Source organism: Bhargavaea cecembensis, assembly GCF_001619585.1.
GTDB lineage: Bacteria > Bacillota > Bacilli > Bacillales_A > Planococcaceae > Bhargavaea > Bhargavaea cecembensis_A.
This window is the reverse complement of the sequence record NZ_LQNT01000003.1, coordinates 1-25,925: the sequence shown is the minus strand read 5'-3', so window position 1 is coordinate 25,925 and position 25,925 is coordinate 1. Positions and strand designations below refer to the sequence as shown.

The window sequence follows — 25,925 nt, the reverse complement described above, 5'->3', positions numbered from 1 at the left end:
CCATAAAGAGAGTATGAGTAAGCTCATACTTTAAAGCTGGCATATCTTGCGATATGTCCGATATCATTTGTTCCGTTTCCCCGACGGGGTCGGGTTCCGGGAACTCATTTCATCAGCGTTTTGCTGTTCAGTTTTCAAGGTTCATTGTGCTCGCCGCGTTGCATCTCTTTGCGACAGCTTAATTATAATACCATGTCTCATTCCAGGTGTCAACAAGAAACAATCAACTTTTCATTTCTTTTTTCCGCCCCGAAAAAAGCGACTCCCCTAATATACGCCTGTTACATGTAAAAGTCAAGCGCCGGTCTGCAATACCGCTCTTCCTCCTATAAAAGGACGGAGAGCGCGCAGACCGACGCAACGCCGGGAATGCCGAGTATGGCGATCATGAGTCCGGACATCAGATTCACCGGCACAAAGAACCCAAGGAGACCCAGGCCGACGTTCAATAGGAACAGGACCAGGAAAGCTGCGGCAAGCCGGAACCAGAAGACGGACAGTTTTTCCGCGGCTGTATAAAGGATCCGCTTATTGCGGACCAGCACGAGGAGGATAAACAGTCCGGCTGCAATGCCGATGGCGAGTTTCAAACCGACCCCATCCTTTTTCCGTTTTTCACTCCGTATCCACTGTATGCCACCAGGATGCATCGTATTCAAAAAAAGACGGCGGCCGAGGGCCATCCGTCACTGCTTAAGGGAGATATTCCGCAATCTCGCCTCTTTATATAGGTAAAAGTGTCTGGCTTCAGCCATCAGCCGCTGGGTACGGGCGATGCCTTCATCATCGAATCGCGAAGCCTGACGTTCAATCTCCCTTGCCTGCATCCATTCCTCGTGCGTTTCTTTAAGGAGGCGGATCAGGCGTTCATCATACTCGCGCTTCAGTTTATTCCTCCGGCCGAACATCGGGTGCCACTCCTTCTTTCGTGAATGTCAGAGTTCCCTGCGGCCCTCAAGCGCCTTGGACAACGTGACTTCATCCGCATATTCAAGATCGCCGCCGACAGGAAGCCCGTGTGCAATGCGCGTCGTGCGGATGCCGGACGGCTTGATGAGCCGGGAAATGTACATGGCCGTCGCCTCACCTTCTATCGTCGGGTTGGTGGCAAGGATCACTTCCTGCACGGTTTCGTCCTGGAGGCGCTTCAGCAGATCCGGAATATTGATGTCTTCCGGACCAATGCCGTCCATCGGCGAAATTGCGCCGTGGAGGACGTGGTACAGACCATTGAAATCGCGCATCTTCTCCATGGCGATCACGTCCTTCGGCTCCTGGACGACGCAGATCATCGAACGGCTGCGGGATTCATCTTTACAGATCCGGCACGGATCCGTGTCTGTGATGTGCCCGCAGACTGAGCAGAACGTCAGGTTGCGCTTCGCATCGACAAGCGCCTTTGAAAATTCGAGCACCGTGTCCTCTTTCATATCCAATACATGAAAAGCGAGCCGGGCGGCTGTCTTCGGCCCGATCCCCGGCAGTTTCATAAAGCTGTCGATCAGCTTTGAAATCGGTTCAGGATAATGCAATCTGGTTCCATCCTCCTCATGAAATATAAGAGACGGGCCGCCGCTTATCGCGTGCCGGCCCGTCCGCTCGACGGAAATCTCAGAACATACCCGGGAGGTTGAGGCCCTTCGTGAACTGGCCCATTGTCGAGTTGGTCAGTTCGTCGGCCTGCTTCAGTGCATCGTTGGTCGCGATGACGATCAGGTCCTGCAGCATCTCCACGTCTTCCGGATCTGCAACGGACGGATCGACCGCCACTTCCAGCACTTCCTTATGTCCGGAAACGACCACTTTGACCATGCCGCCGCCGGCTGTGCCCTCGAGGCGCTTTTCGCCGAGTTCTTCCTGTGCTTCCGCCATCTGTTTCTGCATCTTCTGCATCTGTTTCATCATGCCTTGCATATTGCCCATGCCACGCATCTGTTTTCCTCCTCAATAAATAAGTAATGATCAGTCATCATACACGTTGACGGCTTCCTTGCCGAACAGCTTCTCTGCTTCCCCGACCAGCGGATCCTGTGCAGGGGCACCCGCCTCCTCCAGGAAGGACAGTGCCTCTTCGGCCGCTGCTTCTTCCGGGTTGGGGGACTCTTGCCTGCTTTCTCCCGAAGATGGCTTCTGGAGTCCGTTCTCTCGGATAAATGCTTCCCGGATCCTCAGCCAATCCTCTTCCGGCACAAATACAGGGTCATAGGCGTTGCCGGCCCGTGCCGACAGCCCCTGGGAAAGCGACGCCAGGAATTCGGGGTTGCTTGCGGCCATGCCGCAGTGGATCGCGTATTTGAATTTTAACACAAACGCCTTGTCCGATGCCGCTACCGGCTCGGCATCATTCAGAAGGGCTGCCTGCGATTTCTGCATATCGTCCAGGATGGACGCCCAGTTCGATTTGATCGACCGGATATCCTCTTTAGTGGCATTGGCCAGGACATCGCGGATGCGGCCTTCCTGCACCTGAAAGCCGTTTTTCGACTTCGGTGCGGGGCGGCGCCGCTCCGGTGACGTGCTTTCCGCAGCCGCAGGGATGCCCTGCTGGAGCCGGCGCGTCAGGTCGGATACCGTCTGCTCGAGCCGGCTGACCTGCCGCTGCAGCTGCTCAACATCTTCACCGCCTCCGGCTGAAGCGGGTCCTGCAGCGGAGACGGGTGTTCCGTCAGCCTGGATCATCCGCAGGAAGGCCGCCTCCAGATACACCTTCGCATGATTCGAGAATCGCATCTCCTGCTGGGTTTCTGACAGGATGCTGATAAACGCATACAGCCGTCCTTCCGGAAGCGACTCCGAAAGCGGCATAAATCCGTCCGGCTCCGAAATGATTTCAAGAAGGTCCGGCATACCCGGCGCGGCCTTCATGACGAGAAGATCCCGGAAAAATGTAATCAGGTCCTCCGTGAGCCGGACCACGTCCTTCCCTTCGGAAACGAGCCGCTCAAGCAGCGATAGCGCACCCGCGGCATCCTTGCCGGAAAGCGCCTCGGCAATCTCACGGAACAGTTCCTCGCCAATCGAGCCGGTGACCATGACCGCATCGTCTGCCGTGACATCATCGCCGCCGAACGACACAGCCTGGTCCAGCATGCTGAGTGCATCCCGCATGCCGCCTGCTGCTGCCTGGGCGATGACTTTCAGCGCCGGTTCCTCATACGGAATCCCGCTGTCTTCCAGCACCTGCTCCATCCGGTCCTTCAGGTCTGCACGCGAAAGCGGCTTGAAGTCGAAGCGCTGGCAACGCGAAATGATGGTCGGCGGCAGTTTGTGGGGCTCCGTCGTCGCCAGGATAAAGACGACATGCGCCGGCGGCTCCTCGAGCGTCTTCAGCAGTGCGTTAAATGCACTATTTGAGAGCATATGCACCTCATCTATGATGTACACTTTAAACCGTGAGTGGGACGGGGCGAAACGAACCTTCTCGATGATCTCCCGGATCTCTTCGACACGGGAGTTGGAGGCTGCGTCGAACTCGATGACGTCCGTGTCCGAACCATCCGTGATCCCGCGGCAGGAGTCGCATTCGTTGCACGGCTCGTCCGTCGGTGCCTGGACACAGTTCAGGGCTTTCGCAAAGATTTTTGCCGTACTCGTCTTCCCGGTTCCGCGGGGCCCGGAAAACAGGTAGGCATGGGTCGTCTTGTCCTGGAGGAGAGCATTCTGCAGCGTCCGCCTGACGTGCTGCTGCCCGCTCATCTCTCCGAATGTCTGCGGCCTGTAGGCCCTGTAGAACGCCTGATACATGGTGCAACTCTCCTCCTTCCGGACACCATTTCATTTGCCTCAATTATACCACACGGGTGCCACCCGCGCCCCTATCTTCTCCCGGTTCCGGCACAGAGAATCCCTTTCCGGAAGCGGAAGATTTCCGGGCACACAAAAGGCCCGTCCTCATCCGGACGGGCCGATTACATGTCTATGAAAATGCCGTGCACCTTTCTTCGACCGATGCACACAAGCGTTACTCCTGTCGTTGGCTCGGTTTAGGCTGCCCCGCGGCACATGGGGTGACCCACTTAATGCTGCTTCCTTCCGGACCTGACATGGTTCATGGGGCCCCATTGCGCAGGACCCAAACGTCTACACTACGTGCAGAAGGCAGGCCTTGCATGACACACGGCCTCGGAAAGGGATTCAGTCCCGCTGGAGCGGATTGCGGGTTACAGGACACCGCTACCTTCCCACCTAGCACGGCGAGATTCATTATACGTCCTGGCGCGAAAAAAATCAACCTTATTTTTTCGTTCCCGTTGACACCGGCATCGCATCATGATAAATTATTCCCGTGACATGGAGGAGTACCCAAGTCTGGCTGAAGGGGTCGGTCTTGAAAACCGAGAGGCGGGTAACACCGCGCGGGGGTTCGAATCCCTCCTCCTCCGCCATTTCACAAACACGCGCATAAAGTTGAGATAGAAAAAATTCGTTGCTTCTGCAGCGATTTTTTCTCCTGATATATGATTGAAAATTTAAAAGAACCAAAACACATTCACAAATGAAGCCGCCGGCAGCAGATGCAGGCGGCTTTTTCATTTTTCCAGCTTCGCTTCATAGGCCGAACTGCCGGATGATCGCATCCGAAATCATATCCGACATTTGGAGGGCCGCCGTCTCAATCTGCTCAAAAACTTCGATTTCCAGCTCAAAGTTCTTCACGATCATGCAGACGGCCTCCAGTTTGGTGAGGGAAAGATGTTCATAAAGCATCTTCCTCAACTCTTCCTTGTCAATATACGGGTTCAGACTGCTCAGGAAGTCTGTGATCTCATCTGCATTCCGGTACCAGTCCCGTTCAATCTGTTCCGCTTTTTCCGTTTCTCCGGCCTTGGCCGCTTTGACCAGGCTGGCTGCGATTGTCAGGTGCTCCTTGATCAGTTCGGCGTATCTGTCAGCATTCCGGTCTCCGTAATACGGTCTGAGGGCGTTCCCCATGTCCTCCGCATTCCGGAGAAGCCGGGTGATGACAAATTCAGTATCCGGCAAGTCGAATACGAGGCTGATAATGGTCATTCGCGTCCAGGCAATGTGCTGTTCCCACAGAACCCGCATATCGGCCTTTAGTTTGGCGGCTTCTGCAGAAATGAAGTTTCCCGTTCCCGGCATCGGCACGGGAATCATCGGGATGGCCACATAGCCGACAGGCTGCAGCCCCGGCATGCCGGGGCCCTGACAGTGGTACCTTGTCACAGTATATCCACCCCAAACGTTTCAGATGGCCTATCTTATTCATCCCGGAGCCCGGCTGTTCATCATCCTTTTATATCCGCAGTGTTCCCGTGAAAGTGCATCCACGCCTCCAAAATGCCCCCTGCACACGGACGGGTGGCCCTGAAAAGGGCGTCATGACCCTCCGCTTCCAGAAGTTCCGGCCGTGCATTCGAGACGATCACTGAAGGATACCCGAGCATGAGCATATCCAGGTCATTGCCGGAATCCCCGGCGACCAGGATGCTTGCATCCACTTCCGCAAACTTCCCTATTACATAGCGGAGCGCTTCTCCCTTCCCGCCGCCTTCCGGCAGGATATCCACATCCCGGCCCGAACTGAAAATGAATGTGTGCGGAATGCCATCCGAAGTGAGGGCATTCTTTAGCTTTTCGGCCGGCTCCCCGCCTTCGGAAAAGAAGGAGACCCGCCTTGTGTCCGGAAGATTTTGCAGCCGGATACCGGAAATCCCCCGGGCAATCCCCCGTACAGCCTGCGGGTCCCAGTTTTCCGTCATCCGCTGCTTCCAGCCGGGATCTTCCGCAAGGTCCGGCCCTGAATAGACCGACGTACCGACATCAGTGATAAGAATATCCGGAACCGGCAGCCTCTCTTCACGGATCAGCCCCATCGCGGAAGCCCGGTGGCGGCCCGTCACATAGGCAAGCGCTACACGCTCCGGCAGGGAATCATAATAATCGAGAAGTTCGCGGAGCCCCTCCTCGTCTCCGACAAATGTGCCGTCCAAATCAGTCGCCAACAGATACCGGATCTTCTGCACGGTACAACACCTCGTAGATTTCATGGATATCTCCTGCGATCGCCGGCCAGTTGAACACTTTCCTCGCGCGTTTCCGCGCCTCTCTGCCGAGGCGTTCCGTAAATTCGCGATCCCCGGCGATCCGCCTCATGCTGCGGGAAAGTTCTGCCGGGTTTTTGGCAGAGACGAGGAGGCCTGTCCGGCCATCCTGCACGACGTCCTGAAGCCCGCCGACTTCCGATGCAATCACCGGCGTCCCGCATGCCTGCGCCTCTGCAGCCACCATACCGAACGATTCATAATAGGACGGAACAATGACGGCCGTAGCGCGGCCGAACAGATCCGCAAGCTCCTGTTGGCCGAGCGGGCCCAGGAAGGTCACCCGGTCCTCCATCCCGGCGACTGCAGCGCGGAGGCGGGCCTTCTGCGGCAGCCCGCTTTTCGGATCAATGTCCTCCGCCGCGCCGCCGGCCAGAATGAGCCTGGCATCCCTGCCGTGCCGGAGGAAAAGCCGGAATGCGCGCAGAAGTGTCAGGATGCCCTTTGTCTGTTCGAATCGTCCGGCATAGACGAACAGGGGCGTTCCGCCTTTTGCTCCGGCTGAAGATGCCTGTTCAAATGACCGGTCGACACCGATCGATACAACTGACACGCTTGAGCGCATACCGGCAAAATCAAGGATGATGTCCTTTTCAGTTGGTGTGGTGGCAATTACACGGTCCGCCCGCCCCAGGATCTCTTTTTCTGCCCTGAGCCTCGCCTCCTCCACTTCTCCGGTCGCCTTCGCTTTGGCGATTCCGAGAGAGTGGGAAGTGTGGACAACACGTTTGCCGTATTCATCCCGGATCATGAGGCCGAGCAGGCCGGATAGCCAGTAATGGGTATGGACGACGTCATAAGAGTCGAGATCCAGGACAGCTTTTATTTCTTTATAGAAGTCAGGGAGAATGTTCAGCATGTCTGATTTGGGAACAAATCCTTTATGTCCCGCTGCAATCCGGATTACCCGGCAGGAACCGGCAAACCGCTCGACCTGCGGCGTGTCCGGGTCGCTCCAGTGCGTAACGACATCAACGCGCAAGCCGCGTCCTGCAAGTGCCTCCGCAAGCTGACGGACATAGTTGTTCTGCCCGCCCGACTGCTTTCCTCCCAGTTTCGCAAGAGGATCTCCGTGGTCTGAAATAAACAATATATTTTTGAACATAATCAGATGGACAGCCCCTTTCCTACTTATCTCCCCTCTGAAAAACGCAGAGCAGTATATGGCTATTCCCTACTTAACTCAAAATCAAACAAATTCTGTCATATTTTGTTTAGATTCGGGTCATGCACGGGTATTGTAAAGGTAGTGTTAACAAACGAGAGAAAACCAGGTCATCATATTAAGCTAATATTAAGAGAGACCGAGAGAAAGGCGGGATGTTATGGGATTGAAAAAAGAGAAATGGTACCGGCCGGCAGAAGTTGCCGTGAAGGTGGCGGCAGCCCGTGCGCTTGCCGCCATTCTCCCCCGTCCAAAGAGGGACATTGTTCTCGTGGGCGGCAATCTGGGCGAGAAGTATGAGGACAACGCCTCGGTCTTCCATGACTACCTGATCCGGGAACGGCCGGACCTGGACGTTTACTGGATGTACGAACCCTCAACCGACTATGTCCGCAGTGAAGGGATTCCGAATGCCGTTCCCCTCGGCTCCTTCCGAAATTATCTGCTGTTCTTCCGGGCTGCCTACACTTTCCACGGCCATTCCCTCCTCTATGACATCGCACCTGGTATTGACCGGTATGTCCATCTGAACAAAAAGACAGTCATGACGCATATCAGCCATGGCATCGAAGGATTCAAAAAGATTCTGATCCTTCCGGAAGACAGGCCTCTCCTCAGACGGACCGACTATTTCAACTGCGCCTCGCCTTATGAAAAGCGAATCAAGCAATACGGATGGGGCGTTCCCGAGGAAAAGCTGATCACGACCGGCATGGCCCGTTTCGACCGTCTCGAGCCGGACAGCCCCTCTCCGGAAGTGAAGAATATCCTTGTCATGATGACTTGGCGGGAGTGGCTTTTCGGGCTATCCGACGAGGCCTTCATGGAAAGCGAGTACTTCAGGCGCACGACCGGGCTCCTGAATGACCTCTCCTTCCTTCTTCTGGTCAGTGACCGCGAACTGAACGTTAAGGTCGCGCTCCACCCCTTCATGAAGCGGTTCGAGCGGTTCTTCAAACAGATGCCCGGCTCTGAGCACATCCGTTTTTATTCGTTTGATGAAGTTTCCATCAAGGAGGAGGTCATCCGGGCGGACATGCTCCTGACCGACTACACGAGCGTGTCATGGGATTTCCTCTATCAGAACAAGCCGATCATCTTCTATATGTTTGACCAGGAAGAGATGGAGAAGCACCGGGGCACCTACCTTGACCTCGACGGAGAACTGTACGGCTACAAAGTGAACAGCCTGCCGGAAGTGACCGGACTGCTGGACCGCATCACGGCCGGTGAAAACACGAATTCGTTTTACAGAAAGTCCGGCGAGTACTTTCAATACTTTGACCATGAAAACTGCCGCAGGCTGGCGGACCGCGTAATCGGCCCGGCCCGTTCGACCGAGAAACTCAAAGCCCGCACGAAGACAATCCCTGCGGAAACATAAAAAGAGCAGGTCCCTATAAAGGGCCTGCTCCTTTTCAATTGTGGTTAGTTTCCCGACTGGCGACTGTAATTCCGGAGAATCATGCCATTTGTGCGATGCATGTCCAACCGTTCGTAAAACGGTACGACATCATCATCACAGCAGACATCAATCATGTAGAGGTGATCCAGCTCACCGAACATTCGGCGGACGAGTTCTTGTCCGATGCCGGCCCCCTGGTACTCGGGCAGCACTTCCAAAAGCGGGATGTATGCCGACAGGACCCCATCACTTACCGCGGTGATGAATCCGACGATACGGTCCGATTCCCTCTCCACGGCGATCACCCTGTGGCTGCTGTTCCTGAGCAGCCGCAGATGGGTCTCCTCCGACGGCGGGTCCGGCCAACCGACGAAAAAGCCCTCCAGCATCCCGGCAGTGATTCCTTCCAGATCTGTTCTGTATTCCAATTTCAATCTGATCCGCTCCTTTCCTATTTTTCCGGATAAAAGAGCGGATGATCAAAAGTACAGCAGCATTTACCGTTCCTCCGTTCGTGTTTACACCGCTACGGCAACGGCGCCGGCGGACGAGGCCCGCACCGCAATCGGGCGGTATGCCGGGAACTCTCCGGCAAGCCGGTCCGCAATGTTTTTTTCCGAACCGGGCTCCGTCAGGACGAAAATCGATGGACCCGCACCGCTCACGGCCGTGCCGTATGCACCGGCTTCGCGGGCAAAGCGGCGGATCTGTTCGAAATCCGGGAACAGGGCAGCACGGTACGGCTCGTGGAAGACGTCCCGCTCCATCATCCGGCCGGCAAGTTTCCAGTTACCGACGGCGATTGCCGCCGTCATTACGCCGTTCGCCGCACTGCCGCATACCGCATCGGCGTGTCCCAGGGTATCCGGGAGAAGGCCGCGCGATTCTTTAGTCGCAAACGTGCGGTCCGGTACGAGGATCACCGCCCCGACATCAGGATCCGGGATATGGACCGTTTCCACCTGACCGTCCAGGTAATGGGAAAATACTGCGCCTCCCATGATCGCAGCCACGACATTATCGGCATGGCCTTCGATGTCACTGCCGATCCTGACCTTCTCTTCCATTGTCAGCCCAAGCCCGTACAGATGGTCCGCTGCCTCAACTCCTGCTGCAACGGCAGTCGCACTGCTTCCAAGCCCCTTGCCGAGCGGGATCTCCGAGTGGACGGTGAGCCTGCAGGGCTCCGCCTCTGCACCGGCCCGCCGAGCAGTTTCCTGCATCGTCCGGACAATCAGGTTTTCCTCCCCGCCGGCAAGATCGGCATATTCTTCCCCTTCATAGACCACTTCCCAGGCAGCGGCCTTTTCCGCTTCCACTTCCATATAAAGTGCCAGTGCAAGTGCCGCGCAGTCAAAACCGGGCCCCAGGTTCGCCGTCGTGGCCGGCACCCGGATGGCGAGCGTCGGCCTGCCCATCAGCGGACCTCCGCCTTGATGCCGCTGATGAATGTTTCGAACTCTTCCTGTGTGATCGGCTTGCTGTTCTCGTTCGCCAGGATCGCGGTGTCCGGATCCTTCAGCCCGTTGCCGGTCAGCACGCCCACGACAGTCGCGCCCCGCTTCAGGCCGCCGGATTCCAGCTGCTTCTTGATGCCGGCGATCGTCGCGCACGATGCCGGTTCTGCGAATACCCCTTCACGAGATGCGATCAGCTTATAGGCTTCGAGGATCTCCTCGTCTGTGACGGCGAGAATATTCCCGTTCGACTCCGCGAGCGCCGCCTCGGCCAGCTGCCAGCTGGCCGGGTTCCCGATACGGATGGCCGTTGCAATCGTCTCCGGCTGCTCGACAGGTGCACCGTTGACAATCGGAGCTGCGCCGGCTGCCTGTACGCCGAGCAGCTGCGGACGGTCTGTGCCGCGCTTCTCGGAATACTCCTTGAACCCTTTCCAGGCTGCCGAAATGTTCCCTGCGTTGCCGACAGGGAGTGCGAAAACGTCCGGCACCTTGCCGAGCTGCTCAATTGCCTCGAAGGCAATCGTCTTCTGGCCCTCCAGGCGGTACGGGTTCACCGAGTTCACGACCGCAATGTCATCTCCGCCCGCTTCACGGACCATTCGGAGTGCTTCGTCGAAATTCCCTTCGATTTCAAGAATCTCCGCTCCGTACATCTTCGCCTGAGCAAGTTTTCCGAGCGCGATCTTCCCTTCAGGGATGACCACGACCGTACGCATGCCGGCCCGCGCACCGTACGCCGCGGCAGACGCGGACGTATTCCCTGTAGATGCACAGATCAGCGCCGACTTGCCTTCTTCCTTCGCCTTGGCGACAGCCATGACCATCCCCCGGTCCTTGAACGAGCCGGTCGGGTTGGTGCCCTCCGTCTTTACATACAGGTCGATATCCCACTCCCGGGAAAGATTGTCCAGCCGGATCAGCGGCGTGTTCCCTTCCTGCAAGGTGAGGGAAGGCGTGTCCTCCGTAACCGGCAGCCACTCCCGGTATTCTTCGATCAGACCATTCCAGCGCTTCGCAGTTTTGTTGTTGGTTTCCATGTTGACGCCACCTCCGGTTGAATGTACACTATGAAAAAACATATGTTCACTGCATAAGGACATTATAGTCCCGGAGGTTGACAGAAACAACCCCTCCGTACTATATTTTAAAACAATTCATTCTGTTATGAAATGAAATTCAAAGAGATGGGATCTGATGAGATGAAAGTGTGCAAATTTGGTGGAACTTCGGTCGCGTCGGCGGAACAGATCATGAAAGTTGCCGGCATCATCTCATCCGACCGCACCCGGCGGATTGTCGTCGTCTCGGCTCCCGGGAAGCGGTATCCGGAAGACCGGAAAGTGACCGACATGCTGATCCGCCTGGCGGACGCTGCACTGGACAATAAAGACACCGAACCTCTTCTTGCCGAAGTGGTCGGCCGGTTCCGCCTGATTGCGGAAGGGCTCGGCGTCGGCGGGGAATTCACCTCGTCCGTCGAGGAAGACCTCCGCTCCAGGCTTTCTGCGGACCGGCCGCATGCAGGCCGCTTCATGGACCTGATGAAGGCCGCAGGCGAGGACAACAACGCACGGCTCATTGCGGCCTACCTGAACCAGATCGGCATCGAAGCGGTCTACAAGTCGCCGAAGGAAGCCGGCCTCATCGTTGAGGGGCCTGCAGGAGACGGCATGGCAGACGCGGAATCTTATGCCCGCCTTTCGGAATTGAAGGAAGAACCCCGTGTCATCGTCTTCCCTGGCTTTTTCGGTTATACGAAAGACGGAGTCCTCTGCACATTCGGCCGTGGCGGATCCGATATTACGGGTGCGATCCTTGCAGCTGCGACCGGCGCCGACATGTATGAGAACTTCACCGATGTGGACGGTGTCTTTGCCGCCAACCCGAATGTCGTCGACAATCCGGCCCTGATCGGCAAGATGACCTACCGGGAAATGAGGGAACTCGCATACAATGGATTTACTGTCCTGCATGACGAGTCGCTCATGCCGGCATTTAATCATTCTGTGCCCGTCAACATCAAAAACACGAACAACCCGGCGGCCCCGGGGACGCTGATCGTGAAAGAACGCGAATGCAAAACCCAGCCGGTCATCGGAATCGCAGCGGACAGCGGCTTCAGCACGCTCTATGTCGACAAGTACCTGATGAACCGTGAGATGGGCTTTGGCCGCCGCCTGCTCGGCATCCTCGAAGATGAACAGATATCCTTCGAGCACACCCCGACCGGGATTGACAATATGTCCGTCATCATCCGGAACAAGTTCCTGACGCCTGAAAAGGAAGAACGGATTGTGAAGCGCTGCTTTGACGAGCTGAAAGTGGACGATGCCCACATCAGCTCCGACTATTCAATGATCGTTCTCGTCGGCGAGACGATGCGCTATTCCAAGGGACTTGCCGCACGTGCCGCAATGGCGCTTGCCGGTTCCGGGACGAACATCGAAATGATCAACCAGGGCTCTTCGGAAGTCTCCATCGTTTTCGGTGTGAAAAAAGAAGATGAGAAAAAGGCGCTGCGTGCCGTGTACAACGAGTTCTTCGTACCCGCTCACGCCCATACCTTTTGAACCGAACAGCAAAAAGAACCGCCCTTCCGGATAATCCGGACGGGCGGTGCTTTTCTCTATCATTTTTCCAGCAGGTTGGCCTGTTTCATGAAAAAGGCCATTCGTTCCACAATATCCTCTGTCGCATCCGGGTCCTTCAGGAGATCATAGTCCTTGATGTCGAGGCGAAGGACCGGGCAGGCGCTGAACGAGTCGATCCAACGGGTATACCGCTCGTACATTTCTTCCCAATAGGCAACCGGCGTCGCCTGCTCCATCGGGCGTCCCCGCTCCTTGATCCGCTCAAGGATATGGTCGAATGACCCCTCCAGGTAGATCAGCAGGTCCGGATGAGGGAAATACGGCGTCATGACCATCGCCTCGAACAGTTCTGTATAGGTGCCGTAGTCGACGGGATCCATCGTCCCCTTCTCGTAGTGCATGCGGGCGAAGATGCCGGTGTCCTCATAGATCGACCGGTCCTGGACGAACCCGCCGCCATATTCGAACATCCGCTTCTGCTCCTTGAAGCGCTCCGCGAGGAAATACACTTGTAGATGGAATGCCCACTTCTCGAAGTCGTCATAAAATCGTTCGAGATAAGGGTTGGAATCCACTTTCTCGTACGATGTCCGGAAATTCAGTGCTTCGGCCAGCGCACGGGTCATCGTCGACTTCCCGACACCGACCGTCCCGGCCACCGTGATGACGGCATGCTTCGGGATGTTGTATTTTTCTCTGAGGTTCATTCTGTGACTTCCTTTCCGATCACCTGGTCAATCTGCTCCAATATGTACTTGCGGTCCTCCGCGTTATGTACAAAGTCATATCGGTCTCCGCTAAATCGCAGCACCGGAATTTCCGGGTGAGCCGTCTCGAATCGGTCGATGAAGACCTCATAGTCCGCCGACAGCTGCTTCATGTATTCCGGGTCCATATTTTTCTCAAAGTCCCGGCCCCGCATGGCGATGCGCTTCATCAGTGTGTCCAGTCCCGCATTAAGGTAGACGATGACATTCGGCATCGGCATATCTGCCGTCAGGATGCTGTAGATCTGCTCGTATTTCGCATACTCTCCGGGCTTCAGCGTTCTTCCTGCAAAAATCAGGTTCTTAAAAATATGATAATCCGCAACGACGGGCCGGCGGTTGTCCAGCACCTTTTTGACGTCGCTAAGTTGTTTATACCGGTTGCACAAGAAGAACATCTCCGTCTGGAAACTCCATTCGTCGATGTCTTCGTAGAATTTATTGAGGAACGGATTTTCATCCACGATTTCCTTCAGCAGCCGGAATCGGTGCGTTTCCGCGATTTCGCTGGCGAGCGACGTCTTGCCGACACCGATCGGCCCTTCGACCGCGATAAACGGAACATGCATCCGGATTCCCTCCCTTTCTTAAGTTGACACTTCATTTTATCACAGGCGGCGTAACGGGCATACGAAAAAAACCGGGTCCATCTCCGGTAGAAGATGGATGCCGGCTCAAAGTTGTTTCACGTGGAACATTTCGTCGAGAAGAGTCCAATTTTGCGGGAAGGGGAATGACAGATGCCAATAGGAAATGCCCATAAGGCCCAATTCCTTGATCAGATCGAATTTTGCCTTGATGGAACGGGCATCCTCGAACCAGACGACATGCTCCTTGCCGTCCCGCCAATAATTGAAAAATGGTGCCTGTGACGCCTCGTCATATTGGATTGCTGCATTGCGTTCCTTCGCCCGGACCAGGGCAGCCTGCGGGCTCAGGCCCTGTGCCGGCGGGTTCCCGGGCTTGAACGGAAGTGTCCAATCATACCCGTACAGGTTCTGGCCCATGAGAATCTTGCCCGGCGGGATGACGGATACCGCAAATTCGAGAACATCACGAACCGGCCCGATCGGCGACACGGCCATCGGAGGACCGCCGCTGTAGCCCCATTCATAGGTCATGATCACGACAAAATCCGCGATTGCGCCAATCGCCCCGTAGTCATGGCCCCCATACCAGACGCCCGGCTGATCTTCACTCGTCTTTGGCGCAAGGGCGACCGACAGTGTAAGGCCCTCATCAAGCTGACCCTTCACTTTCCGGAGAAAAGCCGTGTATGCATCCCGATTTTCCCGTCCGAGGTATTCAAAGTCGAAATGGACATCTTTTGCCCCTTTTTCACGGGCAAGCGCATTGATTTCCCCGATCAGCCGGTCCTGTGCGGCCTCGCTTGCAAAGATCGCCTCGGCAACCTCTTTGCTGAATGCGCCTTCCTCCAGATTCATGACGACAATCACCGTTTGGGCACCCGCGGCCTCCGCTGCTTCTCCGACCGCGCCCCAGTCGAACCGGACAAGTGAGCCATCCCGGCGCACCTCATAACCCGTCGGCATGACATAAGTCAGGAGCCCTTCCCTTTTCCGGATTTCCTGGACAAGAGAGGCAGGCGGTGTTTGTGTGTACCACTCCGCGTATCCGTTCACCGTGATTTCCGGCCGGTCAGCCGGAGGTGTCTGCGGGATAACCAGTGCCTGGCCGATGACGAGGACATCGGGATCCGGCAGTTCGTTGGCTGAGGCGATATCTGCCGCAGGCACCCCGTACTGCCGGGCGATTGTATAGAGACTATCCCCCTGCTTGACAACATGAATCATTGGTTTCCCTCCTTGGGCAGTCCGGTCCATCATATGCCGGAAATCGGAAAAGCGTGATACACTGAGGAAAATCACTTGTTCAGGAGGTTCCGGGATGGACAGGAACGAACCATTAACCAATGGCGCCGAGGCGCCTGAACCAGACCTTCAGTTCATGGAGCTTGCCATCCTGGAGGCAAAAAAAGCCGAGGCCATCGGTGAAGTCCCCATCGGCGCCGTGATCGTTCGGGACGGAGAAGTGATCGCCGCTGCGCATAATCTGCGCGAACGTGACCAGGAAGCGACCGCCCATGCGGAACTGGCAGCGATCACCGAGGCATGCAGGAAAATCGGCAGCTGGCGGCTTGAAGACACCGTGCTATACGTCACCCTGGAGCCTTGCCCGATGTGTGCGGGCGCCATCCTGCAGTCCCGTATCCCGCGGGTGGTCTACGGTGCGCGTGACCCGAAGGCAGGCTGCGTTGACTCGCTCTACCGGCTGCTCGATGACCCGCGCTTTAACCACAGGTGCGATGTCACCGAAGGAGTACTCGGCGAAGAATGCGGCACCCTCCTTACAAACTTTTTCCGCGGAATCCGCGAACGCCGGAAAGCGGAAAAACAGGCACGGAAAAAACGGGAGATGGAGACAGAGGAATAAGACGGAGCCCGGAGCAGTAAGGATGCCTTTCGGCTCCTGCAGCACAAAGTCAGCTTACCTTCCGCTTGTTGAGCCTAACATTAGCTTCAATCATGCTTGATATTAGGGCGTTTCATGAAGCAGAAACCCCGCAGCCTTCTGACAGGCTGCGGGGTTTTTTGCTTACTTTGCTTCGATTTTCTCTTTGCCGCCCATGTATGGACGCAGTGCTTCAGGAATGATGACCGAGCCGTCTTCCTGCTGGTAGTTCTCGAGGATGGCGGCGACGGTGCGGCCGATGGCAAGTCCGCTGCCGTTCAGCGTGTGGACGAATTCCGGCTTCGCTCCCTGTTCGCGGCGGAAGCGGATGTTCGCCCGGCGCGCCTGGAAGTCCTCAAAGTTCGAGCAGGACGAAATCTCCCGGTAGGTGCCCTGTGTCGGGATCCATACTTCGATGTCATACTTTTTCGCGGCGGTAAAGCCGAGGTCTGCAGTACACATCTTGAGGACGCGGTATGGAAGTCCGAGAAGCTGCAGCACTTTTTCCGCATGGCCGGTCAGCTTCTCGAGCGTTTCATACGAGTCTTCCGGCTTGGCGAAATGAACGAGCTCGACCTTGTTGAACTGGTGCATCCTGATGAGCCCGCGGGTATCACGGCCGGCGGAACCCGCCTCAGACCGGAAACATGCGCTGTATGCGGCATAGGCGTGCGGCAGCTCGGCCCCGTTCAGGATCTCGTCGCGGTGGAAGTTCGTCACCGGCACTTCAGCCGTCGGAATGAGGAAGTAGTCCTCCTCTTCGATGAGGAACGCATCCTCCTCGAATTTCGGAAGCTGTCCTGTACCCGTCAGGCTTGCCCGGTTGACCATGTATGGCGTGAGCATCTCCTCATAGCCGTGTTCTTCCGTATGGAGGTCCAGCATGAATGCGGCAAGCGCGCGCTCAAGTTTCGCCCCTGCACCCTTATAGAAGACGAACCGGCTGCCCGTCGTCTTCGCAGCACGCTCAAAATCGAGGATGCCGAGATCCGTGCCGACTTCCCAGTGAGGTTTGGCCTCGAAGCCGAATTCCGGCAGTTCTCCCCACTTGCGGATTTCGACGTTGTCGTCCTCGCTTTCGCCGACCGGAACGCTTTCGTGCGGGATGTTCGGAACGCGCATCATGATGTAGTTCAGGTCTTCCTCGACCGTATTCAGCTCCGCGTCCAGTTCCTTGATGCGGTCACCGAGTTCGCGCGTCTTTTTGATCGCCTCGTCAGCGTTTTCTTTGTTGCGCTTCATCTCGGCGATTTTTTGGGACGACTCGTTCCGCTCCGCCTTCAGCTCCTCAACCTGCGTGATCAGCTCGCGGCGCCTTGTATCCAGTTCACCGAAGCGCTCGAAATCGGCCAGGTCCTCCCCGCGTTTCGACAGTTTCTCTTTGACTTCCTCGTAATGTGCCCTTACATACTTGATGTCCAGCATGTTGGCGCCTCCTATCCATTCGTTTGTCCGGCGATGAGGGAAATGTCCTGGCATACAAAAAGCCCCCGTCCCCTATAAAAAGGGACGAGAGCCACCCGCGTTGCCACCCTGATTGGCCGCAGTCAGCGGCCCGCTCAATGGAATAACGGTCCATGCGCCGGCCGGGCCTACTGGCAGTTTCAGCCCGGCTGCTCAGGGACGGATTCACGGACACCCCTGCCGGCTTGCACCACCCGCCGGCTCTCTGAAAAAGGCGTTTCCCGCTACTGCTTCCCCTCATCGTCTCAAGTGTGAAATTAACCTCACTGTACTATAAACAGGTGGAAATGGCAAGCCGGACTCAGTAGACACCGACCGCGCTGAACGCCTGTTTAACGGAAGCAACTTCCGCACTGGTCGAACCGTACAGATCGGTTGCCGCGCGAACGGCCGATGCACGGAAATGGCTGTAGTTCGACGTCGGCGTCAGGTACTGTGTGAGCGTGCGGTACATCACCTTGCCGACCTTATCATTGCCGATGCCGTTGACCTTCACGCCGTAATGCGTGCCGCCGTTGGCGAGAAGATAGGCCATCTTGTTGCCGATACCGGAGTTGATATGCACACCGCCGTAATCCTGCGTACCCGTGTAGCGCTTGGAGTAGTGGTCCGGATCTCCTGCAAGTGTCGGATCGGCCATCGAGCGGAGCGCATCCCCCGGTGTGCCCGGCGTATAGATGTCCTCACCCATCAGCCAGTCCGGGTTGTTATTGAAGTGGTACTCTGTGAGCGTACCGAAAATATCCGACATCGACTCGTTGATCGCACCAGACTCGTTCTGGTAGATCAGATCTGCTGAAAAGTCGGTCACGGCATGCGTCAATTCGTGGGCAACCACGTCAAGTGAACCCGAGAATGCCCGGAAATTGTATCCGTCTCCGTCGCCATAGATCATCTGGGAACCTGTCCATCCGGCGTTGTTGTAGCTGCGTCCGTAGTGAACAGTAGAGACGAGCTCCGCACCCGCATTGTCATAGCTGTTACGGTTATGGACGTTGCGGAAATAGTCGTACGTCCAGGCGGCGTACGTATGGGCATCGACGGCAGCCCTGTCATAGGAAGTATTGAAGCGGTTGTCCGCATCCAGCCACAATGAGCCCGGGATGCGCGTCTGGTTCCGGCCATCATACGTATAGATGCCTTTTCCGCGAGTGCCATCGAACATGTAGTATCCATCGGTCGTGCTTAAGGTTTTGAACGTCTTGGAGTCCCCGAGTACCCCCGTGCCGGAGCCGGTCACGACCGTGCCGCTGATGGCATCCGTACCGCCCTTCTTGCCGCCTTTCGCCTCATGCATTTCATTCAGGCTCTTGATGATCTCTCCTGTCTTGGCATCCACAAAGACGAGGAAGTTCCCCGGAGCCGGATCGAGCACTTCAAACCGCATCTGGTAGGCGTAGCGCGGCGCTCCGTCCAGGGCATAGATCACAAGGGCGGGACGTTCCTCATTCTCGAACTTGTCCACCTTGCCGCCGAGCTGCTTCTCAACTTCTTTCTTGCCGATTCCATAGGCGTCGGCCTTCGTGACTTTATTCTGGCCGGCAAGCGACGACTTCTTGTCCAGGTCCGGCACTGCCGTTCCCGAGACGGCAGTCAGCACGCCCTTTTTATCTACATGAGCAGTGAGAACAGAACCGAAGACCGGCGTCCCCATATGTTTTTGCTGAAGGCGCACATGGGTGTAGCCAAGCTCGTCCTTTTCCTCGGAGATGACTTCAAACGAGGAAGCCGCCTCCCCGCTATAGCCGAACAGGTCCTTTTCTTGCTTCAGGTAATTATGGACGATGGCAGCGGCCGGCTTTGAGGACGGTTTTGTGAGTTCTCCCGAGACCAGATGGGGAACGTTCAGTTCCTCATTTTTCGAGATGGTCACACCATTGCCGGCAGCCGATGCCGGCCCGGCTGCCAGTGACAGCGCCATGATGGCTGCTGCTCCGATCCCTGCAAGCTTTCGTTTGTTCATTCTCTCTTCACTCCCCCTGATCAAGATGTCTCCGTATGTACGGTAGAATTTCATCATAATGGTAATTCGGAATAATTTGAATAGGCTGTTAAAACTCTTTTTCCTCTTATGTCCGGCGTTCTTTTCATTTCATAAAATCTGGTAATAAAATGAGTAAATGTTCATCCGAATTCTTCCAGAACATGTATTTCTATAGAAGCCCTTCTATCGGGAAGGGTGAGATTCCCTATAAAAAAAGCACGGCCGGAAGAAATCTCTTCCGGCCGTGCCATATGACTCAGATACCGCGCTCGCTCATCCGCTCCCCTGCTGCAAGCGCACCGATTTCGAGCCCTTTCATAGGGGTTCCGATTCCCTTGGACAATTCGCCGATCAGTGCATAGTCCTTATAGTTCCGGGTCGCCTGTACAATGGCCTCCGCGAACTTCTCCGGGTTCTCCGATTTGAAGATTCCGGAGCCGACAAACACACCATCCGCGCCAAGTTCCATCATGAGCGCCGCATCTGCAGGCGTGGCCACACCTCCTGCGGCGTAGTTGGTGACAGGCAGCCGTTTTTTCTCGCGGATTACGAGAAGTACGTCGTACGGTGCGCCGAGGTCCCGTGCTTCCGCCATGAGCTCATCATCGTTCATATGGATAATGCGGGTGACTTGTGCGTTCACTTTTCTCAGATGGCGTACCGCCTCGACAATGTTGCCGGTTCCCGGCTCGCCTTTTGTCCGGAGCATTTGTGCCCCTTCGCCGAGACGCCGTGCGGCTTCCCCGAGGTCCCGGGCACCGCAGACAAATGGTACGCTGAAGCTGCTTTTCAGAAGGTGGAACTCCTCATCTGCAGGCGTCAGCACTTCGCTTTCATCAATGTAATCGACTTCAAGCGCCTCCAGGACGCGAGCCTCCGAGATATGGCCGATCCTTGCCTTTGCCATGACCGGAATGGATACTGCACTCTTGACTTCCTCGATGATGCGCGGGTCCGCCATCCGTGCCACACCGCCTGCCGCACGGATGTCGGATGGAACGCGCTCCAGCGCCATGACCGCGACCGCTCCGGCCGCCTCCGCCACTTTCGCCTGTTCTGCATTGATGACGTCCATGATGACGCCGCCGTATTGGAATTGCATCTTAATCGTCTCCCCTTTTTTTGTTATGTTCTGTCTTCTGATTCAAGTATAATAGGGATTGACCATATTAAAATATCCAGTTCCATATGATTTGATAAGGCCAGTTATAAAGAAAGGTGATCAATATGCTCATTGTCCCGATCCGGAGAGACAGCGCCGATCCGATTTACGCACAGATCTATGAAGGAATCCGCCGCATGATTCTGGACGGCTCACTTACAGTTGGTGCGAAGCTGCCTTCCAAACGGAAATTCGCCGAACACCTCGGTGTCAGCAACACAACGGTCGAGCTTGCTTACGAGCAGCTTCTTGCCGAAGGGTATATCACGTCAAAGCCGAGAAGCGGGTTTTACGTGCAGGACGTCGGCGAACTCGCCTATGCCCAGCCGGCAGAAGATCAGAAAGCAGCCTCTCCCCGGCCGCCGAAAAAAGTTGAATACCGGCATGACTTCTCCCCCGGACGCATCGACACCCGGGCCTTCCCGTTTGACGAGTGGAGACGGCAGGCCAAGAATCTCATCGATCCGGCATCGGCTGAGTTTCTGCTTCTCGGGCATCCGCATGGCGACCCGGAGCTTCGGCGCGAAATTGCGACCTATCTGAACCATTCCCGGGGGGTCCGCTGCACACCCGAACAGATCATCATCGGATCGGGAACAGAACAGCTGATGCCGCTCATCATCCGCCTCCTCGGGCCATTTACGGTGTACGCCGTCGAAAACCCGGGCTATCCCCTGACGCACCACCTGTTCCGTCAGAACGACCGGATGACCGTCCCCATCCCCGTGGACGGAGAGGGAATCGATGTGGGAATCCTTGAGGAATCCTCGGCGGATGCCGTCTACGTCACACCTGCACACCAGTTTCCGACAGGCGCGGTCCTGTCCGCAAAACGCAGAAGCCGGCTGTTCAGCTGGGCTGCCGGGAAACCCGGACGCATTATCATCGAAGATGACTATGACAGCGAATTCCGATACGGTGGCATTCCGGTGCCCGCACTCCAGGGAATGGACCGCCACGGCCGCGTCCTTTACCTCAGCACGTTTTCAAAATCGCTCATGCCGTCCCTCCGGATCGCCTACATGGTGCTCCCGGAACCGCTCATGGAGCGCTACGATGAACTGTTTTCCCTTTATTCATCAACCGTTCCCCGGCTCGACCAGCAGATGCTTGCAGGGTTCATGGCGGACGGCTCGTTCTCACGCCACCTGAATCGGATGCGAAAAGTGTACAGGCGCAAGTACATGGCCCTCACGGCCGCTCTGGGACCTTATGCCGGCTCTGTAAGCCATGAAGAGAGCCAGGCGGGCATGCACCTCCGCCTCACCGTCAATAGCCCCAGAAGCGCCGGAGAGCTTGTCCGGCTGGCAGCGGATGCCGGTATCCGCGTCCAGTCTGCAGCCGCCTACTCCATCGTCAGGACAGAAGAGGAGGAACTCCCTGAGATTGTACTGGGCTTTGGCAGCATCCCGGAAACGGATATCCCGGCAGCCATTTCCCTCCTTATGGAATCATGGGACATCAAAAAAGACGGAACGGCCTGATCGGGCCGTTCCGTCTTTATTTGCTGTTGAGGAAGAATCAGAACAGACCCTTCACCCAGCCCGTGGCTTTATCCCAGATGCCCGAGAAAAAGTCACCGATTGCCTGGAGCGTCAGCGAGAACCAGCCCGCTTTTTCGACTCCTGCCTTCGTGACGACATCGAATGAGGCCGGGGTCCCGTCCACATTTCCGTAGACCGGCTGTCCTTCGGTATGGACAATGTTCGCCTTCCCGACGACCGTGCCTTCCTTGACCGGCGCCTCAAGCTCGCCGTCCTTCAGCTTCGATTCATCCGCAGCGAATTCCGCCTTATACTTGTCTTTCTCGGAAGATCTTACGAGCATCGTGACCGGCTCCTCAAGGCCGATCTTCACTTCTTTTTCCTTACCTTTGTTCACAGGAAGGGTTTCGTTCCCTTTGAACTTATGGTCAGCAGGCAGGATTTCTTCTTTTACGAACTGGTTAAAGCCGTAATCGAACAGAGTGCGGGCCGCATCAAAGCGGGCTTTGTAGGAACCGTTGCCGTTTTCGTCGACCGCTTTCATTACGACCGCGATCAGCCGTGTATCGCCGCGCTTGGCCGTACCCGTGAATGCATGGCCGGCAAGTTCGGTCGTCCCCGTTTTCAGGCCGTCCACGCCTTCGTATTCATACACGAGGCCGGGCAGCATGAAGTTCCAGTTGTCCATCTGGATCGCATCGGACGTGCCTTCGCGGAACACCTTCTTCGGGATGCTGGTCGTTTCGAGAACTTCCGGATAGTCCTTCAGAAGGTGATAGGCGAGGAGCGCCACTGATTTCGCAGGCATGACGTTCTCGTCATTTTCTCCCGTGCCCTTCGGCTGCATGCCCTGAAGGTAGGAGTTGTTCAGTCCCGTGGAGTTGACGAACTTGTAGTCTTTCAGACCAAGCTCTTCGGCTTTTTTATTCATGAGCTTGATGAACTCGGTTTCCGAGCCGGCGAGTGTCTCCGCAATGCCGATTGTGGCTCCGTTTGCAGAGTAGATGGCAAGCGCCTCATACAGCTCCTGGATCGAGTACTTCTCGCCGTTCCGGAGCGGGACGTTGCTCAGGCGACGGTCCTGAGAGATGGTATAGGCATAATCCGAAACGGTATATTCCTGGTCCCAGGTAATCCGTCCTTCCTCGATTGCCTCAAACAATAGGTACTCCGTCATCATCTTGGACATGCTGGCGATGCCGAGTGTGGCATCCTCGTCTTTCCCATAGAGAATCTGGCCGGTATCCGCGTCGACCAGGATGGCAGCATCTACGCGCAGGCCAAGATCCTCTGCCGCGGAAGCAGAGCCGGGCGCAGAAAATATGGTCATCATAAGAACAGGCACAACCACGAGGATCGCGAGTGTTCTCTTAAACATGTGATTCAATTTGGTCCCTCCGAATACTTATTTCAACCGCTTCATTTTATCATAGAACGGTCAGTGCCGCTTGCCGGTTCACGAAAAAAATGCCCTTCCGCCCGATGGAGGGCGAAAAGGCGTGTAAATTATGATTACAATGAATAGTTGGGTGCTTCTTTTGTGATCTGTACATCGTGGGGATGACTCTCGCGGAGGCCCGCGCCTGTCATACGGATCAGCTGGGACTCTTCACGGAGCGACTCCAGATCTTTTGCACCTGCATAGCCCATGCCGGCGCGGATGCCGCCGACCAGTTGGTGAATCGTGTCGGCAAGAGGGCCTTTGTAAGGCAGTCGGCCTTCAATGCCTTCCGGTACAAGTTTCTTCGCGTCTTCCTGGAAGTAGCGGTCCTTGGAGCCCTGTTCCATCGCCCCGACGGAGCCCATTCCGCGGTATACCTTGAAGCGGCGACCCTGGAAGATTTCCGTCTCGCCCGGACTTTCGGTCGTTCCGGCAAGAAGGCTTCCCAGCATGACGACATGTCCGCCGGCTGCAAGTGCCTTGACGATATCGCCGGAATACTTGATGCCGCCATCCGCGATGATCGCCTTGCCGTGTTTGCGTGCTTCTGTCGCGCAGTCATAGACGGCCGTGATCTGAGGGACGCCGACCCCTGCCACGACACGTGTCGTGCAGATTGATCCCGGTCCGATGCCGACTTTTACGACGTCGGCGCCGGCCTCGTAGAGGGCGCGTGCGCCTTCCGCAGTCGCAACGTTTCCTGCCACGATATCAAGTTCCGGATAAGTTTCGCGGATCTGACGGACTGTATCGATAACGCCTTTGGAGTGGCCGTGTGCCGTATCGATGACGATCAGGTCGACCTCGGCCTTGACGAGCTGCTCAAGGCGCATCATCGTGTCGGAAGTCACGCCGATTGCGGCACCGACAAGCAGGCGGCCCTGCGAATCTTTTGCCGCTTTCGGGAACTCGATGACCTTCTCAATGTCCTTGATCGTGATGAGGCCTTTTAGGATGCCTTCCTCATCGACAATCGGAAGCTTCTCGATTTTGTACTTCTGAAGCATCTTTTCCGCTTCAGCAAGCGTCGTTCCCACCGGAGCGGTCACCAGATTCTCTTTGGTCATAAAGTCACTGATCTGGCCGGAGTAATCTTCGATAAATCGCATGTCGCGGTTCGTGATGATGCCGACCAGCTTCAGTTCTTCTTCATTGTTGACGATTGGAACGCCGGAGATTCTGTATTTGCCCATGAGATGCTCTGCGTCAAATACCTGATGATCGGGTGTCAGATAAAATGGATTCGTGATGACGCCATTTTCGGAGCGCTTGACCTGTTCCACCTGCTCTGCCTGCTCTTCAATGCTCATGTTCTTGTGGACGACCCCGATGCCGCCCTGACGTGCCATGGAGATGGCCATCTTGGCTTCGGTAACCGTGTCCATGCCGGCACTGATGATCGGGAGGTTAAGTCTGATTTTTTCCGTCAGCTGAACAGAAAGATCCACTTCCTTCGGCAATACTTCCGATTCCGCCGGAACAAGCAATACATCGTCAAATGTCAGGCCTTCTTTGGCAAACTTGTTCTCCCACATGTTGATTTACGCCCCCATATCGCTGAATATTATTGTTAGGTTATCAACGTGAAATTGGGCTGTCAAGAAACATCCGGAAGTAAAATTATTCCCATTATTCGATTAGTTGATTCTTGATGTCATCATGGATTTTTTCTGGCTTTGTCTGCGGTGCATATCGTTCGACCGGGCGTCCGTCACGACCGATGAGAAATTTCGTAAAGTTCCACTTTACTTCACCGCCGAGAATCCCCTTTGTTTCATTTGTGAGGTATTGGAAGAGGGGATCCGCTTTATCGCCTTTCACGTCGACTTTTGCAAACATCGGAAACGATACACCATAGTTCTTTTTGCAGAATTCCATCGTTTCGTTAATGTCTTCGAACTCCTGATTCATGAACTGGTCGCTCGGGAAACCGAGAATCGTAAAGCCTTCATCCTGATAGTCCTGATAGAGTGCCTGGAGACCGGCAAACTGATTGGTGAAGCCGCACTTGCTTGCCGTATTCACGATCAGGACTACCTGTCCCTCATAGTCGGAGAGTGCCTGTCTGGTGCCATCTGCCTTTTCTACTTCAAAATCATAGATTGTTGCTGCCATGCCTGCCACTCCTCTCATTTGACTTTAAACTTACCCCGGGCACATATGGAAGGCAAAAGATATGTATCCGGAAGGCCGATGTTGATTGTCATTATGTAAAGTACCATGTGATCCTTCGATCCATTTGTGTCAAAGTTTCTTACCTTCTATGAATCTCCGATTGCTTTGGAACTCAAACCTCTTTTCAGATCAAGCCTCAAAAAGGAGAGCGATTGATCGGATGGCTGTGTGTGTCAGCGCCCATAGCTGCCCCGAGAGCTGATCCGTTTTATGAGCGCTCCCGAAGCGGAGAACTGCTGCCGGATACTGAATGTCCGCACAAAAAAAACCGCCTCCATAAGGAGACGGCT

24 protein-coding genes, 1 tRNA gene, 1 other RNA gene and 1 other annotated feature are annotated in these 25,925 nt (G+C 55.8%); of the genes, 5 read left to right on the top strand and 21 right to left on the bottom strand.

Going from position 1 to position 25,925, the window contains the following annotated elements:
- Positions 1-326: 326 nt before the first annotated feature.
- The 6 genes from AV656_RS03620 to ffs all read right to left on the bottom strand — a co-directional run bounded on the left by AV656_RS03620 (position 327) and on the right by ffs (position 4,194).
- A complete protein-coding gene (locus AV656_RS03620; RefSeq protein ID WP_063179027.1) occupies positions 327-590 on the bottom strand; it encodes a pro-sigmaK processing inhibitor BofA family protein in 264 nt (87 codons plus the stop codon).
- Positions 591-686: 96 nt separating this feature from the next.
- Positions 687-908 (bottom strand): YaaL family protein, encoded by a 222-nt coding sequence (locus tag AV656_RS03615; protein ID WP_063179025.1) that lies wholly within the window; start codon positions 906-908, stop codon positions 687-689.
- A gap of 27 nt (positions 909-935) precedes the next feature.
- Positions 936-1,532, bottom strand: coding sequence for a recombination mediator RecR (gene recR / locus AV656_RS03610; RefSeq protein ID WP_063179023.1), 597 nt, complete (start codon positions 1,530-1,532; stop codon positions 936-938).
- Between the two features lie 79 nt (positions 1,533-1,611).
- Positions 1,612-1,932: a YbaB/EbfC family nucleoid-associated protein gene (locus AV656_RS03605; RefSeq protein ID WP_063179021.1), complete on the bottom strand. Its 321-nt coding sequence runs from the start codon at positions 1,930-1,932 to the stop codon at positions 1,612-1,614.
- Between the two features lie 30 nt (positions 1,933-1,962).
- The gene (dnaX, locus tag AV656_RS03600) at positions 1,963-3,744 is read right to left on the bottom strand and encodes a DNA polymerase III subunit gamma/tau (protein ID WP_063179019.1); all 1,782 of its coding nucleotides are present in this window, start codon (positions 3,742-3,744) and stop codon (positions 1,963-1,965) included.
- 183 nt (positions 3,745-3,927) lie between these two features.
- Positions 3,928-4,194: signal recognition particle sRNA large type (gene ffs, locus AV656_RS03595), an RNA gene on the bottom strand.
- A gap of 98 nt (positions 4,195-4,292) precedes the next feature.
- On the opposite strand from ffs, the gene AV656_RS03590 reads away from it, so the two are divergent.
- Positions 4,293-4,385 (top strand) — tRNA-Ser (locus tag AV656_RS03590).
- Positions 4,386-4,548: 163 nt separating this feature from the next.
- Here AV656_RS03590 and AV656_RS03585 read toward each other — a convergent pair.
- The 3 genes from AV656_RS03585 to AV656_RS03575 all read right to left on the bottom strand — a co-directional run bounded on the left by AV656_RS03585 (position 4,549) and on the right by AV656_RS03575 (position 7,170).
- Positions 4,549-5,187: an acetylglutamate kinase gene (locus tag AV656_RS03585; RefSeq protein WP_082818594.1), complete on the bottom strand. Its 639-nt coding sequence runs from the start codon at positions 5,185-5,187 to the stop codon at positions 4,549-4,551.
- 62 nt (positions 5,188-5,249) lie between these two features.
- On the bottom strand, positions 5,250-5,987 hold the full coding sequence (locus tag AV656_RS03580) for an HAD-IIB family hydrolase (RefSeq protein WP_082818593.1): 738 nt from the start codon (positions 5,985-5,987) through the stop codon (positions 5,250-5,252).
- On the bottom strand, positions 5,956-7,170 hold the full coding sequence (locus tag AV656_RS03575; protein ID WP_063179015.1) for a glycosyltransferase: 1,215 nt from the start codon (positions 7,168-7,170) through the stop codon (positions 5,956-5,958). The genes AV656_RS03580 and AV656_RS03575 overlap by 32 nt, the downstream gene beginning before the upstream one ends.
- A gap of 220 nt (positions 7,171-7,390) precedes the next feature.
- Here AV656_RS03575 and AV656_RS03570 point away from each other — a divergent pair, with 220 nt between their 5' ends.
- On the top strand, positions 7,391-8,614 hold the full coding sequence (locus AV656_RS03570) for a CDP-glycerol glycerophosphotransferase family protein (protein ID WP_063179013.1): 1,224 nt from the start codon (positions 7,391-7,393) through the stop codon (positions 8,612-8,614).
- Between the two features lie 44 nt (positions 8,615-8,658).
- On the opposite strand, the gene AV656_RS03565 is transcribed toward AV656_RS03570, so the two are convergent.
- From AV656_RS03565 to thrC, 3 genes are all read right to left on the bottom strand, one after another.
- Positions 8,659-9,063 (bottom strand): GNAT family N-acetyltransferase, encoded by a 405-nt coding sequence (locus AV656_RS03565; RefSeq protein ID WP_063179033.1) that lies wholly within the window; start codon positions 9,061-9,063, stop codon positions 8,659-8,661.
- 90 nt (positions 9,064-9,153) lie between these two features.
- Positions 9,154-10,053 carry a homoserine kinase gene (gene thrB / locus AV656_RS03560; RefSeq protein ID WP_063179011.1) on the bottom strand — a complete coding sequence of 300 codons (900 nt, stop codon included), beginning with the start codon at positions 10,051-10,053 and terminating at the stop codon, positions 9,154-9,156.
- Positions 10,053-11,132, bottom strand: coding sequence for a threonine synthase (thrC, locus tag AV656_RS03555; RefSeq protein ID WP_063179009.1), 1,080 nt, complete (start codon positions 11,130-11,132; stop codon positions 10,053-10,055). The genes thrB and thrC overlap by 1 nt, the downstream gene beginning before the upstream one ends.
- A gap of 162 nt (positions 11,133-11,294) precedes the next feature.
- Here thrC and AV656_RS03550 point away from each other — a divergent pair, with 162 nt between their 5' ends.
- Entirely contained in the window at positions 11,295-12,665 is a 1,371-nt protein-coding gene (locus AV656_RS03550; protein ID WP_063179007.1) for an aspartate kinase, read from the top strand.
- A 59-nt stretch (positions 12,666-12,724) separates the two neighbouring features.
- Here AV656_RS03550 and AV656_RS03545 read toward each other — a convergent pair whose 3' ends face one another.
- The 3 genes from AV656_RS03545 to AV656_RS03535 all read right to left on the bottom strand — a co-directional run bounded on the left by AV656_RS03545 (position 12,725) and on the right by AV656_RS03535 (position 15,267).
- Complete coding sequence (locus AV656_RS03545) at positions 12,725-13,393, bottom strand: deoxynucleoside kinase (protein WP_063179005.1); 669 nt, start codon at positions 13,391-13,393, stop codon at positions 12,725-12,727.
- A complete protein-coding gene (locus AV656_RS03540; protein WP_063179003.1) occupies positions 13,390-14,022 on the bottom strand; it encodes a deoxynucleoside kinase in 633 nt (210 codons plus the stop codon). The genes AV656_RS03545 and AV656_RS03540 overlap by 4 nt, the downstream gene beginning before the upstream one ends.
- A gap of 105 nt (positions 14,023-14,127) precedes the next feature.
- The gene (locus AV656_RS03535) at positions 14,128-15,267 is read right to left on the bottom strand and encodes a glycosyl hydrolase family 18 protein (RefSeq protein WP_063179001.1); all 1,140 of its coding nucleotides are present in this window, start codon (positions 15,265-15,267) and stop codon (positions 14,128-14,130) included.
- A 94-nt stretch (positions 15,268-15,361) separates the two neighbouring features.
- On the opposite strand from AV656_RS03535, the gene tadA reads away from it, so the two are divergent.
- On the top strand, positions 15,362-15,907 hold the full coding sequence (gene tadA / locus AV656_RS03530; RefSeq protein WP_063178999.1) for a tRNA adenosine(34) deaminase TadA: 546 nt from the start codon (positions 15,362-15,364) through the stop codon (positions 15,905-15,907).
- 162 nt (positions 15,908-16,069) lie between these two features.
- Here tadA and serS read toward each other — a convergent pair whose 3' ends face one another.
- From serS to pdxS, 3 genes are all read right to left on the bottom strand, one after another.
- A complete protein-coding gene (gene serS / locus AV656_RS03525; protein ID WP_063178997.1) occupies positions 16,070-17,350 on the bottom strand; it encodes a serine--tRNA ligase in 1,281 nt (426 codons plus the stop codon).
- Between the two features lie 77 nt (positions 17,351-17,427).
- Positions 17,428-17,639 (bottom strand) — a binding site (T-box leader).
- 51 nt (positions 17,640-17,690) lie between these two features.
- Positions 17,691-19,352 carry a M4 family metallopeptidase gene (locus AV656_RS03520; RefSeq protein WP_063178995.1) on the bottom strand — a complete coding sequence of 554 codons (1,662 nt, stop codon included), beginning with the start codon at positions 19,350-19,352 and terminating at the stop codon, positions 17,691-17,693.
- Between the two features lie 277 nt (positions 19,353-19,629).
- On the bottom strand, positions 19,630-20,475 hold the full coding sequence (gene pdxS, locus AV656_RS03515) for a pyridoxal 5'-phosphate synthase lyase subunit PdxS (protein WP_063178993.1): 846 nt from the start codon (positions 20,473-20,475) through the stop codon (positions 19,630-19,632).
- Positions 20,476-20,600: 125 nt separating this feature from the next.
- Here pdxS and AV656_RS03510 point away from each other — a divergent pair, with 125 nt between their 5' ends.
- Positions 20,601-22,019, top strand: coding sequence for a PLP-dependent aminotransferase family protein (locus tag AV656_RS03510; RefSeq protein WP_082818592.1), 1,419 nt, complete (start codon positions 20,601-20,603; stop codon positions 22,017-22,019).
- Positions 22,020-22,056: 37 nt separating this feature from the next.
- Here AV656_RS03510 and AV656_RS03505 read toward each other — a convergent pair whose 3' ends face one another.
- The 3 genes from AV656_RS03505 to AV656_RS03495 all read right to left on the bottom strand — a co-directional run bounded on the left by AV656_RS03505 (position 22,057) and on the right by AV656_RS03495 (position 25,575).
- Positions 22,057-23,406: a D-alanyl-D-alanine carboxypeptidase family protein gene (locus AV656_RS03505; RefSeq protein ID WP_156484791.1), complete on the bottom strand. Its 1,350-nt coding sequence runs from the start codon at positions 23,404-23,406 to the stop codon at positions 22,057-22,059.
- Between the two features lie 125 nt (positions 23,407-23,531).
- Positions 23,532-24,995, bottom strand: a complete 1,464-nt coding sequence (gene guaB, locus AV656_RS03500) for an IMP dehydrogenase (RefSeq protein ID WP_063178991.1) — start codon at positions 24,993-24,995, stop codon at positions 23,532-23,534.
- 94 nt (positions 24,996-25,089) lie between these two features.
- Positions 25,090-25,575, bottom strand: a complete 486-nt coding sequence (locus AV656_RS03495) for a glutathione peroxidase (RefSeq protein ID WP_063178989.1) — start codon at positions 25,573-25,575, stop codon at positions 25,090-25,092.
- Positions 25,576-25,925 lie beyond the last annotated feature (350 nt).

Coding starts and splice junctions, on each gene's coding strand:
- AV656_RS03615 (WP_063179025.1), bottom strand. CDS start 908: ATGTTCGGCCGGAGGAATAAACTGAAGCGCGAGTATGATGAACGCCTG.
- AV656_RS03605 (WP_063179021.1), bottom strand. CDS start 1,932: ATGCGTGGCATGGGCAATATGCAAGGCATGATGAAACAGATGCAGAAG.
- dnaX (WP_063179019.1), bottom strand. CDS start 3,744: ATGTATCAGGCGTTCTACAGGGCCTACAGGCCGCAGACATTCGGAGAG.
- AV656_RS03575 (WP_063179015.1), bottom strand. CDS start 7,170: ATGTTCAAAAATATATTGTTTATTTCAGACCACGGAGATCCTCTTGCG.
- AV656_RS03570 (WP_063179013.1), top strand. CDS start 7,391: ATGGGATTGAAAAAAGAGAAATGGTACCGGCCGGCAGAAGTTGCCGTG.
- thrB (WP_063179011.1), bottom strand. CDS start 10,053: ATGGGCAGGCCGACGCTCGCCATCCGGGTGCCGGCCACGACGGCGAAC.
- thrC (WP_063179009.1), bottom strand. CDS start 11,132: ATGGAAACCAACAACAAAACTGCGAAGCGCTGGAATGGTCTGATCGAA.
- AV656_RS03550 (WP_063179007.1), top strand. CDS start 11,295: ATGAAAGTGTGCAAATTTGGTGGAACTTCGGTCGCGTCGGCGGAACAG.
- AV656_RS03545 (WP_063179005.1), bottom strand. CDS start 13,393: ATGAACCTCAGAGAAAAATACAACATCCCGAAGCATGCCGTCATCACG.
- AV656_RS03540 (WP_063179003.1), bottom strand. CDS start 14,022: ATGCATGTTCCGTTTATCGCGGTCGAAGGGCCGATCGGTGTCGGCAAG.
- AV656_RS03535 (WP_063179001.1), bottom strand. CDS start 15,267: ATGATTCATGTTGTCAAGCAGGGGGATAGTCTCTATACAATCGCCCGG.
- tadA (WP_063178999.1), top strand. CDS start 15,362: ATGGACAGGAACGAACCATTAACCAATGGCGCCGAGGCGCCTGAACCA.
- serS (WP_063178997.1), bottom strand. CDS start 17,350: ATGCTGGACATCAAGTATGTAAGGGCACATTACGAGGAAGTCAAAGAG.
- AV656_RS03520 (WP_063178995.1), bottom strand. CDS start 19,352: ATGAACAAACGAAAGCTTGCAGGGATCGGAGCAGCAGCCATCATGGCG.
- pdxS (WP_063178993.1), bottom strand. CDS start 20,475: ATGCAATTCCAATACGGCGGCGTCATCATGGACGTCATCAATGCAGAA.
- AV656_RS03510 (WP_082818592.1), top strand. CDS start 20,601: ATGCTCATTGTCCCGATCCGGAGAGACAGCGCCGATCCGATTTACGCA.
- guaB (WP_063178991.1), bottom strand. CDS start 24,995: ATGTGGGAGAACAAGTTTGCCAAAGAAGGCCTGACATTTGACGATGTA.
- AV656_RS03495 (WP_063178989.1), bottom strand. CDS start 25,575: ATGGCAGCAACAATCTATGATTTTGAAGTAGAAAAGGCAGATGGCACC.